Genomic DNA, 15,983 nt, shown 5'->3' with positions numbered 1-15,983 from the left:
GGAAGAGGGGACGCATCGGTGACTCAGCCCGGCCGGCAGCCCATCGTGGTGTCACCGACCCCGTCGAACTTCTGCGCCCACTCCCAGTTCTCGGAGTGGTCGCCGGGCCGGATCGCGCGGTACAGACAGCCGTCGGACCCGTAGGAGATCGCGTAGACGGTCACGGAGGCGTGCGAGTCGAAGGAGTACGCGTGCCGTCGGACCCGGGGGTCGGCCTCCCTGTACCCGGGCGGCGCGTAGTCCCAGGCGCCGCCGGGGCCCATCTGGTTCGGCGCGGGCCAGAAGTACACGTGCCCCGGGAGCACGGCGGCGGCACGGGCCGACGGGACGGCGGCGGGCGTGGACGGGGCGGCGGCCGAGGTGAGTGCCGCGACCAGGGCGGAGACGAGGACGAGGGAACGCATGCGCGGGGCATGCCCGGGTGGTTATGCCCCTATGCGGCCCGTGTGTCCGATTCACCTCTTCCGGCGGTCATGGAGCGCGGGCGGGCCGGGGAACGCGCTCGCGTACGCGGGCGCCGCGCCGGTCCTCAGCTGAAGACGATCATCGAGCCCTGGGCGAGGCTCCGGGTCGCCGCCGCGTGCAGCCCCAGCCACACATGCCGTTCCCGGGCGAAGGGGCTCGGGTCGTGCGGGGCGGGCCGCGCCGGTTCCTCCAGCGCCGTGGGGGCGAGCGGCGCGGCCGGGGGCACGGGCGGGTTCGCCGGGTCGATGCCGATCGACGCAGCCACGAACTCCAGCTCCCGCAGCAGCGCCTGGGAGGACCCCAGCGGGCCGCCGCCCGTGAGGAGTTCGTCGTTCGACAGGGGGTGCGGGAAGTCCACCGGGACATAGGCGCCCGCATGGTCGTAGTGCCACACCAGATGCGACTGCTGGGCCGTCGACTCGAACATCTCCAGGAGCTGTTCGTAGTCGCCGCCGAGTTCGTCGACCGGGGTCACGGCGAGCCCGCACACCTGGAGCAGATAGGCGCGGCGCAGGAAGTGCAGCGCGTCGTAGTCGAATCCCGCGACCGGCGCCACCTCACCGGTCAGCCCCGGCATGTACTGGTACACCGGCACCGGCGGCAGTCCTGCCTCGCCCAGCGCCTTGTCGTAGAGGGCGAGTTCCTCGGCGAACGGGTTGTCGGGCGTATGGCACAGCACGTCGACGAGCGGGACCAGCCACAGGTCACAGGCCAACAGTAAGCTCCTCGGGTCATCGGTGTGGTGCAGGAAGCGTAGTGCGCGCGGGGGCCGGGCGCCCGACGTCGTGCAGGTCCCATACCCACACCCCGCCGACCCACTTCCCGGGCCGCCCCACCAACTGGTCCACGGCCTGGCGCAACCGGTCCTGGTACTGCTGCGGGGCCAGCACCAGCACCCCCGCGTGCCAGTAGGCGAAGTCGGTCCGTGCCTGCGCCCGCCAGTTCTTGCCGATCACGGGTGCCACCCCGGTGAAGCTGATGTCGCGCAGCATGCTGGAGGTGTAGCGGGGGGCGGCGCCGTAGATGCCGACCCGCTCGTCGCCGTAGGGGCCGTTGAAGTATCCGCCGGGCAGCCGGAACTTCAGGCCCGTCGCGGTCTGCCAGTGCAGGGCCTCCGCGTTGCCCGAGTCGGGCAGCGGGATCGGCACCAGCGTCTCGTCCTTGCCGACGTACGCCTGCCAGGTCCCGTCCGCGATGAAGGACGGCACCGGGGCCCGCTCCACCGACCGCAGCGGGGCCGGAAGGATCGGGATGAGGGCCGCGGCGACCGCCGTCAGGCCGATGAACTGGCGGCCTATGTGCGGTGTGCGCACCAGCCGCTCCACCGCCACGGCCAGCAGCATGCCGAGCGCGGGCGCGCACACCATCGCGACCCGGCCCTCGATGACCGACTCGAACAGGGGCTTGTCCGCGAGCAGCGCCCACGGTCCCGGGACCGTCATGTTCGTGAGGGGGATCTGGAACCGCGGGCCCAGAGAGAGCAGCGCGGCGGCCCCCGCCGTGAACGCCAGCGCCTTGACCAGCGCCCGCTCCCACAGCCGTGCGACGATCGCGAACGTCAGCAGGGCCAGCGGCCAGCCGTAGAAGGCGTTCTGCTCGGTGGGGTTCGGGGAGAGCGCGTCCGCCGTCGCCCTGTCGCCCGCGACCAGTGAACGCTCGGCGAAGGACAGCAGGGCCCGGGGGCTGTTGCCCATGTGGTCGGCGTGCAGCACCCGGGTGTAGCTCTGCGGGCCGACGAACTGCCAGTACAGCGGCAGCGCGACCAGCGGCAGACATACCGCCGCGGCGATCGCCAGGCCCTTCGCCAGCGGGGGCACGGCCGCCTTCGCCACCTGCGGGTGCAGCGCGGCGTAGGCGCCAGCGAACAGCACCATGCCGACGGACGCCAGCAGCAGCGGCTCCTCGCCCAGGAAGATCTGGTACGCCGCCATCAGGCCGAGGACCACCCCGTCCCGCACCACCCGCGTGCCCGCGCACAGCCGCAGCGCCCGCTCGATGATCAGCGGGATCATGAACAGCACGACGAAGTTCGGATGCGCGTTGGCGTGGCTGACCATCGGTGGGGCGAAGGCGGCGAGCGCCGCGCCGGTGAAGGCCGCGCCCCGGTGCCGGACGACCCGCCGGACGATCAGCCGGTACCAGGCCGTGGCGGTGGCGGCGAGCCCGAGCGTCATCACCAGGGCGAGGGAGATCGCGGGGCCGAGGGCGAGGGTGACCGGCGCGAAGGGGACGGTCAGCCCCAGCATCACCGTGTTGGCCATGAGGTTCACCCCGTCGGGGAACCCCTGGAGGGTGGTGAAGAAGGGGTTGCGGAGATGGGCCAGGTTGTCGGCCGTCACCGCGAAGAACCACTCCCACTGGTTCTGGTCCTGCAGCGAGTCCGGGAGATAGCGGTGGTTCGGGCCCGCCCAGCGGCCCGCGTACAGGGCCACCGCCATCAGCAGGAACGCGGCGGTGGCCAGCAGGTCGGCGGGGCGGACCGAGCGCAGTTTGAGCGAGGTCAGCTCGGCGAGGACACGGAGGTAGTCCAGCGGGCGGACCTTGGAACCGGGCTGGTGCGCCCAGCGCACCGGCACCTCGGTGACGGGCCAGCCCGAGCGCCGGAAGTGCTGGAGTATCTCCACGTCGATGCCCCAGCCGGTGAGCCGGGACGCGGCGAAGGCCTCGCGGGCCCGGTCGCCGTCGAAGAGCTTGAAACCGCACTGTGTGTCGCGGACGCCGGGCACGGCGACCCGGCGTATCAGCAGGTTCCCGGCCCGTCCGAGCAGCTCGCGGGCGAGGCTCTGGTGCCGCTCGATGGTGGCGCCCGGCGCCGAGCGGGAACCGACCGCCGCCGAGTGCCCCTGGGCCAGCGCCTTGTCGAGCAGTTCCAGCTGCTCGATCGGGGCGGCCAGATCGGCGTCCGTGACCAGCACCCGGCGGCCCGACGAGGCGAGCACACCGAGACGCAGGGCATGGCCCTTGCCGCGGTTGCGGGGGCTGGTGACGAGCCGGACGCGGCGGTCGCGGACCGAGGCGACGGTGACGACGTCCCGGGTGCCGTCGGTGGACCCGTCGTCGACGACGAGGACCTCCCACGCGCCGAAGCGGTTCTCGTTGTCGCGCAGATACCCGGCGATCGCGTCGAGGGTGGGGCCGAGCCGCCCCTCCTCGTTGTAGGCGGGGACGACGACGGACAGGTCGATGGAGATGGCCGGCATGTCCTCTATGACGTCCGCGGCCCCGGGCCGGCTCATCCTTCGGCCAGCCGCTCGACCAGAGCGAGGGAGTGCGCGTTGTACGCGGTGATCACGGCGTTCGCCGCGGCGGGGTCGCGGCGGGCGAGCGCGTCGACGACCTCGGTGTACCCGGACCACAGGTGGCCGCGGAGCCGGGTGACCCGGCGCAGATGCTGGGCCGCGCACGCCCAGGACTGCACCCGCAGCCGGTGCAGGAAGCCGGCGAGATAGGGGTTGCTGTACAGGGCGGCCAGCTCCCGCCAGAAGCGCAGGTCGTAGCCGATGAGGACGTTCAGCTCCCCGGCGACGGCGGCGCGCTGGGCCTCCTCGCCGCGGCGGCGCACCGCGGCCAGGGCGGCGGTGAGTCCGGGGCCCTCCAGCGCGGCCCTGCCCTCGTTGTCGACCAGGCGCCGGAAGAGCCCGTCGGTGACGAGGCCGCGGGCCTCGATCATGCCGCGGTAGTCGTCGAGGGAGTAGGCGTGCACCTCGAAGCCGCGGTGCTGCACGGCGTCCAGCAGGCCCTGGGCGGACAGATCCACCAGGGCCTCGCGGACCGGGGTGGCGGAGACGCCGTACTGCTCGGCGATCTCCTTGACCGTGAACTCCTGCCCCGGCTGCAGCCGGCCGCCCAGCACCTCGTCGCGGAGCGCGTCCGCGATCTGCTGCCGCAGGGTGCTGCGGGTCACGGCGCCGTTTCCGGTGCTGCCGGGCATGGTCCGGTCTCTCCCTCGTCACGTACGGGTGGCGTGCTCGTACAGGTCTACGAGCTCGCCACCTTACGCGTTCGGAGTCCCGGGAATCCCTTCTACTCCGTGTACTCGTCCGCCACCGACAGTGCCGCGTCCAGGGCCGCCAGCCCCTCCTTGAGCTCGGCTTCCGTCACGTTGCACGGCGGCACCACATGCGTACGGTTCATGTTCACGAACGGCCACACACCGTTCGCCTTCGCGGCGGCGGCGAACGCGGCCATCGGCGCGGCCGCCTCACCGGCCGCGTTGTAGGGCACGAGCGGCTCCCGGGTCTCCTTGTTCCGCACCAGCTCCAGGGCCCAGAACATGCCGACCCCGCGCACCTCGCCGACGCTCGGGTGGCGCTCGGCCAGCCGGCGCAGGGCCGGCTCCACGACGGACGCGCCCAGCTCCGCCGCGTTCTCGACGACGCCCTCCTCGGCCATCACGTTGATCGTCGCGACGGCCGCCGCGCACGCCAGCGGATGCCCCGAGTACGTCAGCCCGCCCGGGTAGGCTCGCTTCCCGAAGGTCTCCGCGATCCGCCCGGAGATGGCGACACCGCCGAGCGGCACATACCCGGAGTTCACGCCCTTGGCGAAGGTCATCAGATCCGGGACGACGTCGAACAGGTCCGCCGCGAACCACCGGCCGGTGCGCCCGAATCCGGCCATCACCTCGTCGAGGATGAAGACGATCCCGTACTTGTCGCACAGCTCACGGACGCCCGCGAGATAGCCGGGCGGCGGGACCATGATCCCGGCGGTGCCGGGGACGGTCTCCAGGATGATCGCGGCGATCGTCCCCGGCCCCTCGAAGGCGATGGTCGTCTCCAGGTGCTCCAGCGCCCGCTCGCACTCCTGCTGCTCGGTCTCCGCGTAGAAGCGGGAGCGGTACAGGAACGGCGCCCAGAAGTGCACCACGCCCGCGGCACCGCTGTCGGAGGCCCAGCGGCGCGGGTCACCGGTGAGGTTGACCGCCTGCTGGGTGCCGCCGTGGTACGAGCGGTAGGCGGAGAGCACCTTGGGGCGGCCGGTGTGGATGCGCGCCATGCGCAGGGCGTGCTCGACCGCGTCGGCGCCGCCGTTCGTGAAGAAGATCTTGTCGAGGTCGCCGGGGGTGCGCTCGGCGATCAGCCGGGCGGCCTGCGAGCGCGCCTCCACGGCGAAGGCGGGCGCGAACGTGGTCATCGAGGCCGCCTGCTCCTGGATCGCGGCGACGACCTTCGGGTGCTGGTAGCCGATGTTGGTGAAGACGAGTCCGCTCGTGAGGTCGAGATAGCGGTTGCCGTCGAAGTCCCAGAAGTACGACCCCTCCGCACCGGCGACGGCGAGCGGGTCGATGAGCTCCTGCGCTGACCAGGAGTGGAAGACATGCGCACGGTCCGCGGCCTTGACGGCGGCGCCGGCCTGGGGGTCGGTCTGAGGCGTCATGCGCCCGAGCGTAGGAGTCCGGTGCCCGGACGCGACACCGGCGTCCTGTCTGCGGACGGGCCCGGAACGCGACAGTCTGTCGACAGGGCGGGCCCGCTGGCGGTGTTCCGCGGCCCGTCGTGCCTGCCGGCGCGGCGGCCCCGAGGGCGCGGCGACGGTGGGGCGGGCCCGGTGGCGCGGCGACGGTGGGGCGGCCCCGAGGGCGCGGCGACGGTGGGGCGGGCCTGGGGGCGCGGCGACGGTGGGGCGGCCCCGAGGGCGCGGCGACGGTGGGGCGGGCCCGGGGGCGCGGCGACGGTGGGGCGCTCGTCCCAAGACGCCCCGTTCCGTCCCGTGACCGAACCGGGGCACTGCCGTGGCCGGCTCCTCGCGGTGCGGTGATGTTCTGCGGTTATTCTCTGGCTGTCTGTCGCACACGCAGGGGGTAGGTGAGGCGGCGATGGAGATGCCGGGGGGCGGGGATCCGCTGGGGATCCCCCCGGGCGTGCGGCTCAAGGGGAGTGCCGGGGCGTACCGGCTGCTCGCCCGGCTGGGGGCCGGCGGCATGGGGAACGTGTATCTGGCCCGGTCCGACCGGGGCCGTACCGTCGCCGTGAAACTCGTCCGGCGGGAGCTGGCCGAGCAGGAGGAGTTCCGGGCGCGCTTCCGGCAGGAGGTGCAGGCCGCGCGGCGGGTAGGCGGGTACTGGACCGCGCCCGTCCTCGACGCGGACACCGAGGCCGAGATCCCCTGGGTCGCCACCGGCTATGTCGCGGGCCCCACCCTCCAGAGCATCGTCTCCCGCGACCACGGCGCCCTGCCCGAGCGGTCCGTGCGGGTCCTGGCCGCCGGGCTCGCCCACGCCCTGCAGGACATCCACGCCGCCGGGCTGATCCACCGCGACCTCAAGCCCTCCAACGTGCTGGTGACCATCGACGGGCCCCGGGTCATCGACTTCGGCATCGCCCGCGCCCTGGAGACCCTCAGCGGCGCGGGGCTCACCCGCACCGGCGCACTGGTCGGCTCGCCCGGGTTCATGGCGCCCGAGCAGGTGCGCGGCGACCGCGTCACGCCCGCGTGCGACGTCTTCTGCCTGGGGTCCGTCCTCGCGTACGCCGCCACGGGCGCCCTTCCCTTCGGCAGCGGGGGCAGCGGGGTGCACGCCCTGATGTTCCGTATCGCCCAGGAGGAACCGGATCTGACGGGGGTGCCCGAGAACCTCGGCGACCTCGTCCGCGACTGTCTGCGCAAGGACCCGGCGGCCCGCCCGACCCCGGCGGAGATCCTGGAGCGGGCCGGCGCCGAGGACACGGTCTCCGGCGGCCGCAGCCGGGACCCCTGGCTGCCCGGCGTCCTGGTCGCCCAACTGGGCCGCCAGGCCGTGCGGTTGCTGGACACGGAGGACCCGGAGGAGAGCGCGGCGGAGACCGCGACGAGGGTGGCCTCGGCGAGGGGCGCGGGGCGCGCGCCGGGGTCGGCGGACCTCGGGGACTCGGTGACCTCGGCGGAATCGGCGGCTTCGGGGGAATCGGCGGCTCCGGGGGACGGTACGGGCCCTTCGGGCGCCGACGGAGGCGGGCGTGCCACGGATTCCGCCGAAGGCACCGCGGGGCCGGTCACGGATCCCGTCCGGTCCACCGCCGGCCCGGGTTCCGGGCTCACCCCGGTGCCCGGCGCGGTCGACCCCCGCGTCCCGGTGGACCTGGCCGAACAGGCCCCCGCGGCTCCCGAGGTGCCGCCCGAGCACGCGTCCGCCTCCGACCTGCCGTACGGCGCCGCCCCGCCCGGCGGTCCACCCGCCCAGGCCGGACCCGCCGGGCCGCCCCCGCCGCCCGCCGCGTACGGCTACCCCCAGCAGCACCCCCAGCCCGGATACGGCCACGGCGGCTTCGGCCCCACCCCCGGCCCGACCCGGCAGCACGGCCCGTACCCCTTCGGCGACCCGGACCCGGCGGAGCCGCGGCGCAGAAGCGGCCGCTCCACCGCCGCGCTGCTGGTCGCCGCCGTGGTGGTCGCGCTCGGCGCGGGCGGCTCGGTGTACGCGCTGATGCGCGGCGACGGAACCGCCACCGGCGGCGGTCACGGCCATGCGCACCGCTCCGCCACGCCCGCCACCTCCGCCCCGGGCACCCCCACGGGCTCCGCCCCGGCCACCGCGAACCCCTCCGGAGGGTCGCCCGCGGCCGGCGCCGTACCCGCTGCGTTTCTCGGCACGTGGACCGCCGCCATCGACAGCGCGAGCGGCCACAGCACCCGCCAACTGGTCATCGAGCAGGGCGCGGTGGGCGAACCGGTGCTCTCGCTGACCGCGGACGGCCCGCTGGACGGCGGCACGTACCACTGCGTCTTCCGGGCCGCGCTGTCCGGATCGCCCGGCGCGGAGGGCCCGTTGGACATCGGCCCCTCCACGGTCGCGTCGGGCCGTCCCGCGTCCGCCTGCACCCCGGGCGGCGCCACGGAGCTGACGATCCTGCCGGACGGCCGTCTGCGCCGTGTGAACACAAGCGGTGGCGAATCCCTCACGTACACCAAACAAGGCTGAACTCCCGTCACCTGACGGCAGATTGAACGTCACACGAACTTAGGCGCCCGTACCCTGTGTGCGGCCGCCGACGGCCGTACGGTGACCCCACATTCGGCTCCGGGGAGTTGTGGGGGACCCACGGTGCAATGGTTCAGTCCAGAGAACGTCGTGGCCGTGGGAACCGCGGTCCTCGGCATCGTCGCGTCCGTCGCCATGGTCTGGTACGAACGCCGGGTGCCGCGGCGCAAACGCATCGGCTACCGCGTCCAGATGGACAACCCGATCGGCGACCGCTCCGGCCGCGCCAACAGACGCCTCGGCCTCTTCGACGAGACCCCGGACATGGCGGACGCGACCCTCGTCCTGCTGCGCATCGAGAACGACGGCTCGCAGGGCATCGGCGGCGGCGACTACAGCGGCCCCGAGAGCCACGGTCTGACCGCGGTGTTCACCGATCGCATCGTCCGCGGTGTGTCGGTCACGCAGCCGACCAACACCGACCACCTCATGGACCACTTCACCGCGGAGAGCGGCTTCGGCTACGAGGGCAACCGGCTGCGCATCCCGCGTGTCCCGCTGAACCGGGGCGAGCACTTCAAGCTGCTCGTGCTGCTGTCCGGTGGCGACGTGGGCCGCGAGATACGGCTCATAGGCGGCATCCACGACGGTGAGGTGCACCCCAACCGCAGCGCCACCCCGGACGACCAGCCGCCCCTGTTCAGCCGGGCCGCCCGGCTGATCAGCATCACCCTCACGCTCAGCGTCCTCACGCTCGCCGGCATCGTCATCGCCCGCGACGACCACCCGCTCCCCATCGGCTGCGCCCGCGGAACCCTGACGGTCACCGGCTCGACGGCCTTCGCACCCGTGGTGCGGGATCTGGCGAAGCAGTACGAGGACAGGTGCGAGGGCTCCGACATCAGGGTGGACGCCCGCGGCAGCGAGGCAGGGGTCGGGGACCTCGTCTCCCTGGGCGCCCGGTCGAAGAGCGCCCCCGCCATGATCGCGTTCTCCGACGGTCCCACCCCGAGGGCGGGCGTGGTCTCCGATCTCGACGGGACGCGGGTCGCCGTGTCCGCCTTCACCCTGGTCGTCAACGAGGGCGTCGACCTGCCGCACGGGCTCTCCCTGGCGGACGTGCGCCGTATCTACCGCGGGCAGGTGACCCGCTGGAAGCAGCTCGACCCGCACCTGCCCGATCTGCCCGTGGTGCTCGTCAGCCGCAACGCCGACTCCGGCACCCGGCAGATCTTCCAGCGGCGGGTGCTCGGCACCTGGGAGCGGGCCCCCAGCACCTCGCTGGACTGCGTCCACCAGGACGACCGGTCCGCGCCGGTCATGCGCTGCGAACTCGACTCCACGCAGAAGGTGCTGGACACGGTGGCCAGGATCCCCGGCGCCATCGGCTACAGCGAACTCAACCTCGCCCGCCACAAGGGCCTGCGCCGGGTGCCGCTGGACGGCGCCGCGGCCTCCATAGAGGACATCGAGTACCGCCGGAGCAACTACCCCTACCGCGGCGTCGAGTACGCCTACACCTACCGGCGCCCACTCGCCGGCTCCCTCACCGCGCAGTTCCTCGCCTACGTCAGCCAGGGCACCGGCGAGAGCGAGATCCGCACGCACGGCCATCTGCCGTGCTCCGCGCCGGCGGTGCTGCCGCTCTGCGCGGACGACGACGGCTGATCGCCCCCGACGGCCGCCGCCCGCCTCACCGGGGGTCCGGCGGCCGTTGCCTCGGCATGTTGGGCCGGGCCCCCGTGGGCGGGGTGAACCGGCCCGGCGCCACCCCTTCGGCCCGGGACGCGGCCGCCCCCACCGACTGGAGCACCAGCGGGGCGGACCCCCGGCGGAACTCCACCATCCAGTCCGCGGTCTCCGCCCGCATCAGGTCCGTCACGTCCTCGCTGAACCGCCGCAGCACCGCGAGGCACCGCTCCGCCGCCTCGCCCGCGGTCCCCTCCGTCGGCCCGAGCACCTCCCGCACGCTCTCGGTCGCCCAGTCGAACTGGAGCGTCTGCAACCGCCGCTGCAGAGCCTGGGCGGTCGCCACGTCCCGCATCCACCCGGAGGTCACCCCGAAGAACCGGTCCCCCGCGACGCACGCCATGCCGAGCAGCAGCGACAGATACGCCCACGGCACGGCGCGGTCCGTGAGCCCGGTCAGATCGAGCAGCGGCAGCGCGGCCCCGCACACCACCCCCGCCGCCGCGCCCCCGCGCAGCGCCCGCGCGACCCGGCGCTTCCACACCCGGTTCGCGAGATACCAGGCCGCCGTCTCCAGCGCCCGCCGCTCCACCCACCGGTACAGCTCGTCCAGCCGCTCGGCGGGCTCCCCCCAGTCGCCGTGCGGGAACGGCCGTCCCCCGAGGTCGCCCGGCCGAAGTCCCGCCGCGCCGTCGTCCCGCCCGTCCTGGAGCGGACCCTCGGGCTGCATCTCCGGCTGACTCACCCGGCACTCCCTACGTACGGCTGTGACGTTCCGCGATGGTCACTTCGCGGTGTGCGCCCGCCCACGCGCGGCACACGCTCCGTGATGAGCTCGTGACGCATGGTGCCGAAGCGCCGGATCCTTCCTACCGTTCCCCGGACGACGAGGACCCGGGTTTCCCGGCTTTTCCGCCCGGAAGTGGGCCGTCACCGGGGGAGGCCGCTCCGCAATGCCACTCGAAAGAGTGCCGCCGCTTGCCCGGGCCCGGGTCCGGACGGACTACCGGAGCGGTCGTCCCGGTGACCACGTAGGCTCGTGCCAGGCGGCACATCCCGCCCAGACAGCGGTACGCGACCTGCCGTCCGTACCCGAACGAGACCAGGAGCTGATCGTGATTCCCGGTGGTGGCCAGCCCAACATGCAGCAGCTGCTCCAGCAGGCCCAGAAGATGCAGCAGGATCTCGCGCGGGCTCAGGAGGAACTGGCCCGGACGGAGGTCGACGGGCAGTCGGGCGGCGGCCTGGTGAAGGCCACCGTCACCGGCGCCGGCGAGCTGCGCGCCCTGGTCATCGACCCGAAGGCGGTGGACCCCGAGGACACCGAGACGCTCGCCGACCTGGTCGTCGCGGCCGTCCAGGCGGCCAACGAGAACGCGCAGGCGCTCCAGCAGCAGAAGCTCGGCCCGCTGGCCCAGGGGCTCGGCGGCGGTGGGATCCCCGGCCTGCCGTTCTGAGTCCACCGGCCCGTCCCTTCTGTGGAAGGCGAGGGCCAACTACCGTACGTACCAAGAAACCGGGCCCGGCTACGGTACGTACCGAAGCTCTTCAGGAAGGCAGTCCGTTGTACGAAGGCGTGGTCCAGGACCTGATCGACGAGCTGGGACGGCTGCCCGGCGTCGGTCCCAAGAGCGCCCAGCGGATCGCCTTCCACATCCTGCAGGCCGAGCCGGCGGACGTCCGCCGGCTCGCCCAGGCGCTGCTCGAGGTGAAGGCGAAGGTCCGCTTCTGCGCGGCCTGTGGCAACGTGGCGCAGGAGGAGCTGTGCGGCATCTGCCGTGACGCGCGCCGCGACCCGTCGGTCATCTGTGTGGTGGAGGAGCCGAAGGACGTCGTCGCGATCGAGCGCACCCGCGAGTTCCGCGGCCGCTACCACGTCCTGGGGGGCGCGATCAGCCCCATCGAGGGCGTCGGCCCGGACGATCTGCGCATCAGGGAGCTGCTCGCCAGGCTGGCCGACGGCACGGTCACCGAGCTGATCCTGGCCACGGACCCCAACCTGGAGGGCGAGGCCACGGCCACGTATCTCGCCCGCATGATCAAGCCCATGGGCCTCAAGGTCACCCGCCTGGCCAGCGGCCTCCCGGTGGGTGGCGACCTGGAATACGCGGACGAGGTCACGCTCGGCCGCGCCTTCGAGGGGAGACGACTCCTAGATGTCTGACGCCACGTTGCACTCCACGACGCAGGACCCGGACGACTTCGCCGTCCAGATCGCGGATCAGGTCGAGAGCTTCCTCGTCGCCGTCACGGAGGTCGCGAAGGGCGACGAGCCGGACTCGGCCGTCCCCTTCCTTCTGCTGGAGGTCTCCCAGCTGCTGCTCGCGGGCGGCCGTCTGGGCGCGCACGAGGACATCGTGCCCGAGGAGCGCTACGAGCCGGACGCGGGCCCGGACGCTGACGTGGACGAGCTGCGCGAGCGCTTCGCCGTCATGCTGGACCCGATCGACGTCTACTCGGAGGTCTTCGACCCGTACGAGCCGCGCACGGCTCCGGTCCCGGCCCGTATCTCCGACGATCTCGCGGACATCATCACGGATCTGCGCCACGGCATGGCCCACTACCGTGCGGGCCGCACCACGGAGGCGCTGTGGTGGTGGCAGTTCTCGTACTTCTCCAACTGGGGCGCGACCGCCTCCGCGACCCTGCGGGCGCTGCAGTCCGTGGTCGCGCACGTGCGGCTGAACCAGCCCCTGGCGGAGCTCGACGGCCTCGACACCGACCAGGACCTCGGTGACGAGATCCTCGCGGAGGAGGCGGGCCGGGTCATGGACCGGGAGATCGCGCGACCGCTCGGACTGCGACAGGTCAGGTAGCCGGCGAACGGCCGCTGTGACACGCGGCACGTTTCCGAGTACGCGGTGCGCGGCGGGGGCAGGTGCCGTGCGGAGCGCCCGGATTACCTGCGGAGGACGGCGGTGAAAACCGTCGAACGTCCGTCCTGGACCCGGAGACAACCGGGATGGTCCCGATGTGAGCGGGACATCTCACCATGCGGTATCCCGGAAGGGAAATTCGGTCGCTCGATAGACTGAGCCGACCGCACCGGCACTGCGCGGGTGCGGAAAGAGACGGATTGAGCGAGGAGCGCACGTGGGCCTTGTCGTGCAGAAGTACGGAGGCTCCTCCGTAGCCGATGCCGAGGGCATCAAGCGCGTCGCCAAGCGGATCGTGGAAGCGAAGAAGAACGGCAACCAGGTGGTTGTCGTCGTTTCCGCGATGGGCGACACGACGGACGAGCTGATCGATCTCGCCGAGCAGGTTTCCCCGATGCCTGCCGGGCGTGAGTTCGACATGCTGCTGACCGCCGGAGAGCGGATCTCCATGGCCCTGCTGGCCATGGCGATCAAGAACCTGGGCCACGAGGCCCAGAGCTTCACCGGCAGCCAGGCAGGCGTCATCACCGACTCCGTCCACAACAAAGCCCGGATCATCGACGTCACGCCCGGCCGCATCCGCACCGCGCTGGACGAGGGCAACATCGCCATCGTCGCCGGTTTCCAGGGTGTGAGCCAGGACAAGAAGGACATCACGACCCTGGGTCGGGGTGGCTCCGACACCACCGCCGTGGCGCTGGCCGCCGCCCTCGACGCCGAGGTGTGCGAGATCTACACCGACGTCGACGGCGTGTTCACCGCCGACCCGCGGGTGGTGAAGAAGGCCCGGAAGCTCGACTGGATCTCCTTCGAGGACATGCTGGAGCTGGCCGCGTCCGGGTCCAAGGTGCTGCTCCACCGCTGTGTGGAGTACGCACGCCGCTACAACATCCCGATCCATGTCCGCTCCTCCTTCAGCGGACTGCAGGGCACGTGGGTCAGCAGCGACCCGATCGAGCAAGGGGAACAGCAGGTGGAGCAGGCCATCATCTCCGGTGTCGCGCACGACACCTCCGAGGCCAAGATCACGGTCGTCGGCGTGCCGGACAAGCCGGGCGAGGCCGCCTCGATCTTCCGCGCCATCGCCGACGCCGAGATCAACATCGACATGGTCGTGCAGAACGTGTCGGCCGCGGCGACCGGCCTGACGGACATCTCCTTCACGCTCCCGAAGACCGAGGGACGCAAGGCGATCGACGCCCTGGAGAAGGGCAAGACCGCGATCGGCTACGACTCGCTGCGCTACGACGACCAGATCGGCAAGATCTCCCTCGTCGGCGCGGGCATGAAGACGAACCCGGGCGTCACGGCCTCCTTTTTCGAGGCGCTGAGCGACGCGGGCGTGAACATCGAGCTGATCTCGACCTCCGAGATCCGTATCTCGGTCGTGACGCGCGCGGACGACGTCCCGGAGGCGGTGCGCGCGGTGCACAGCGCGTTCGGCCTGGACTCGGAGAGCGACGAGGCCGTCGTCTACGGAGGCACCGGGCGATGACCGGCCTCCCCCGCGGGGGCGAGGACCGTACGGGGTCCGTGTGCGTGGGCCGTGCGGGCTCCGCGCGCGCGGACCGTGCGGGATCCGGTCGTGCGTACCGTACGGGCTGCGGGCCGGCCTCGGGTCCCGTACGGCGGGCCCATCTGCCGGAACCGGGCGTGCCCCGCGGGGAGCGCCGGTGACGGCCCGCACCGGGCGGCCGACGCTCGCGGTCGTGGGAGCGACCGGGGCCGTCGGCTCCGTCATGCTCCAGATCCTGTCCCAGCACGCGGACATCTGGGGCGAGATCCGTCTGATCGCCTCGCCCCGCTCGACCGGCCGCAAGCTGACCGTCCGCGGCGAGGAGGTCGAGGTCGTCGCGCTCGACGAGGCGGCGCTCTCCGGCGTCGACGTGGCGATGTTCGACGTACCGGACGAGGTCGCGCGGCAGTGGGCGCCGGTCGCCGCCGCGCACGGCGCAGTCGTGGTGGACAACTCGGGTGCCTTCCGGATGGACCCGGACGTCCCGCTGGTCGTGCCGGAGGTCAACCCGCACGCCGCCCGGGTGCGCCCGCGCGGCATCATCGCCAACCCCCACTGCACGACGCTCTCGATGATCGTGCCGCTCGGCGCGCTGCACGCCGAGTTCGGGCTCAGCGAGCTGGTCGTCTCCTCGTACCAGGCCGTCAGCGGCGCGGGACGCGCGGGCATCGACACCCTCCGCCAGCAACTGTCGCTGGTGGCGGGCACGGAACTCGGGACGAGTCCCGGTGACGTACGGCGCGCTGTGGGCGACAACACGGGACCCTTCCCGGAGCCGGTGGCGCTGAACGTCGTCCCCTGGACCGGGACGCCCGACGAGGACGGCTGGTCCTCGGAGGAGATGAAGATCCGTCACGAGTCCCGCAAGGTCCTGGGGCTGCCCCGGCTGCGGGTGGCGGTCACCTGCGTCCGCGTGCCCGTCGTCACCGCGCACTCCCTCACCGTCCACGCCCGCTTCGAGGACGACGTCACGGTCGACCGTGCGCGGGACATCCTCGCCACCGCGCCCGGCGTCGTCCTCTTCGACGACCCGGCCGCGGGCGAGTTCCCCACGCCCGCCGACGTGGTCGGCACGGACCCCACCTGGGTGGGCCGGGTGCGCCGCTCCCTCGACGACCCGACCGCGCTGGAACTGTTCGTGTGCGGGGACAACCTGCGCAAGGGCTCGGCACTGAACACGGCGCAGATCGCGGAACTGGTCGCGTCCGAGTGGGAGGCTCCGTAGGGCCGCAGATGCTTCGGCCGTCGTCCCACCCGACAGAAAATCCGCTGGTCGTCGGCCGGATCGTTTGTAGGATCCCTGTCGGTTCCAACGGCCCGTCATGTGGTCCGGACCACTTGAATCGAAGCCTTCGGGTGTTCGAAGATTTCTCTCCCCGCCCCGCAACCGCTTGCGGAGCGGGGAGCGTCTTTGCGGTCGCCCTCCGGGGGGCGGGCACCATCACACATGGGGCATAGGGGAAGAGCTGGTACGCATGAGGGCACTAGACGCACGGTCCGCTGCGCTGGGGGGCGCACGAGGGCATGTGCAGACGGA

At 72.5% G+C, this 15,983-nt stretch carries 13 protein-coding genes; 7 read left to right on the top strand and 6 right to left on the bottom strand.

From position 1 onward, the window contains the following. Positions 1 to 23: 23 nt before the first annotated feature. The 5 genes from ACFYX0_RS25790 to ACFYX0_RS25770 form a co-directional block, all read right to left on the bottom strand. Complete coding sequence (locus ACFYX0_RS25790) at positions 24 to 404, bottom strand: hypothetical protein (RefSeq protein ID WP_388973457.1); 381 nt, start codon at positions 402 to 404, stop codon at positions 24 to 26. Positions 405 to 529: 125 nt separating this feature from the next. After that, positions 530 to 1,180, bottom strand: a complete 651-nt coding sequence (locus tag ACFYX0_RS25785) for a hypothetical protein (protein WP_388973455.1) — start codon at positions 1,178 to 1,180, stop codon at positions 530 to 532. A gap of 16 nt (positions 1,181 to 1,196) precedes the next feature. Beyond that, positions 1,197 to 3,665 (bottom strand): glycosyltransferase, encoded by a 2,469-nt coding sequence (locus ACFYX0_RS25780; protein ID WP_388973453.1) that lies wholly within the window; start codon positions 3,663 to 3,665, stop codon positions 1,197 to 1,199. 32 nt (positions 3,666 to 3,697) lie between these two features. Next, positions 3,698 to 4,396: a GntR family transcriptional regulator gene (locus ACFYX0_RS25775; RefSeq protein WP_388973452.1), complete on the bottom strand. Its 699-nt coding sequence runs from the start codon at positions 4,394 to 4,396 to the stop codon at positions 3,698 to 3,700. A 92-nt stretch (positions 4,397 to 4,488) separates the two neighbouring features. Next, positions 4,489 to 5,844: an aspartate aminotransferase family protein gene (locus ACFYX0_RS25770; protein ID WP_388973450.1), complete on the bottom strand. Its 1,356-nt coding sequence runs from the start codon at positions 5,842 to 5,844 to the stop codon at positions 4,489 to 4,491. A gap of 439 nt (positions 5,845 to 6,283) precedes the next feature. On the opposite strand from ACFYX0_RS25770, the gene ACFYX0_RS25765 reads away from it, so the two are divergent. Both ACFYX0_RS25765 and ACFYX0_RS25760 read left to right on the top strand, forming a co-directional pair. Continuing rightward, the gene (locus tag ACFYX0_RS25765) at positions 6,284 to 8,365 is read left to right on the top strand and encodes a protein kinase (RefSeq protein WP_388973448.1); all 2,082 of its coding nucleotides are present in this window, start codon (positions 6,284 to 6,286) and stop codon (positions 8,363 to 8,365) included. Between the two features lie 123 nt (positions 8,366 to 8,488). Then, positions 8,489 to 10,033: a PstS family phosphate ABC transporter substrate-binding protein gene (locus ACFYX0_RS25760; protein WP_388973446.1), complete on the top strand. Its 1,545-nt coding sequence runs from the start codon at positions 8,489 to 8,491 to the stop codon at positions 10,031 to 10,033. Between the two features lie 25 nt (positions 10,034 to 10,058). Here ACFYX0_RS25760 and ACFYX0_RS25755 read toward each other — a convergent pair whose 3' ends face one another. Further along, entirely contained in the window at positions 10,059 to 10,799 is a 741-nt protein-coding gene (locus tag ACFYX0_RS25755) for an SLATT domain-containing protein (protein WP_311696464.1), read from the bottom strand. A gap of 370 nt (positions 10,800 to 11,169) precedes the next feature. Here ACFYX0_RS25755 and ACFYX0_RS25750 point away from each other — a divergent pair, with 370 nt between their 5' ends. The 5 genes from ACFYX0_RS25750 to ACFYX0_RS25730 all read left to right on the top strand — a co-directional run bounded on the left by ACFYX0_RS25750 (position 11,170) and on the right by ACFYX0_RS25730 (position 15,671). Further along, on the top strand, positions 11,170 to 11,511 hold the full coding sequence (locus tag ACFYX0_RS25750) for a YbaB/EbfC family nucleoid-associated protein (protein ID WP_311696463.1): 342 nt from the start codon (positions 11,170 to 11,172) through the stop codon (positions 11,509 to 11,511). A 107-nt stretch (positions 11,512 to 11,618) separates the two neighbouring features. Beyond that, entirely contained in the window at positions 11,619 to 12,218 is a 600-nt protein-coding gene (gene recR / locus ACFYX0_RS25745) for a recombination mediator RecR (protein WP_388973444.1), read from the top strand. After that, positions 12,211 to 12,870 (top strand): DUF5063 domain-containing protein, encoded by a 660-nt coding sequence (locus tag ACFYX0_RS25740; protein ID WP_355912373.1) that lies wholly within the window; start codon positions 12,211 to 12,213, stop codon positions 12,868 to 12,870. Before recR ends, ACFYX0_RS25740 begins: the two co-directional genes overlap by 8 nt. A 277-nt stretch (positions 12,871 to 13,147) precedes the next feature. Next, entirely contained in the window at positions 13,148 to 14,425 is a 1,278-nt protein-coding gene (locus tag ACFYX0_RS25735) for an aspartate kinase (RefSeq protein ID WP_355912370.1), read from the top strand. Positions 14,426 to 14,603: 178 nt separating this feature from the next. Beyond that, positions 14,604 to 15,671, top strand: coding sequence for an aspartate-semialdehyde dehydrogenase (locus ACFYX0_RS25730; RefSeq protein ID WP_388973443.1), 1,068 nt, complete (start codon positions 14,604 to 14,606; stop codon positions 15,669 to 15,671). Positions 15,672 to 15,983 lie beyond the last annotated feature (312 nt).

The organism is Streptomyces sp. NPDC002573, assembly GCF_042889625.1.
Classification (GTDB): domain Bacteria; phylum Actinomycetota; class Actinomycetes; order Streptomycetales; family Streptomycetaceae; genus Streptomyces; species Streptomyces gibsoniae.
The sequence above is the reverse complement of the archived record's forward strand: the minus strand, read 5'-3'. Positions and strand labels throughout refer to the sequence as shown.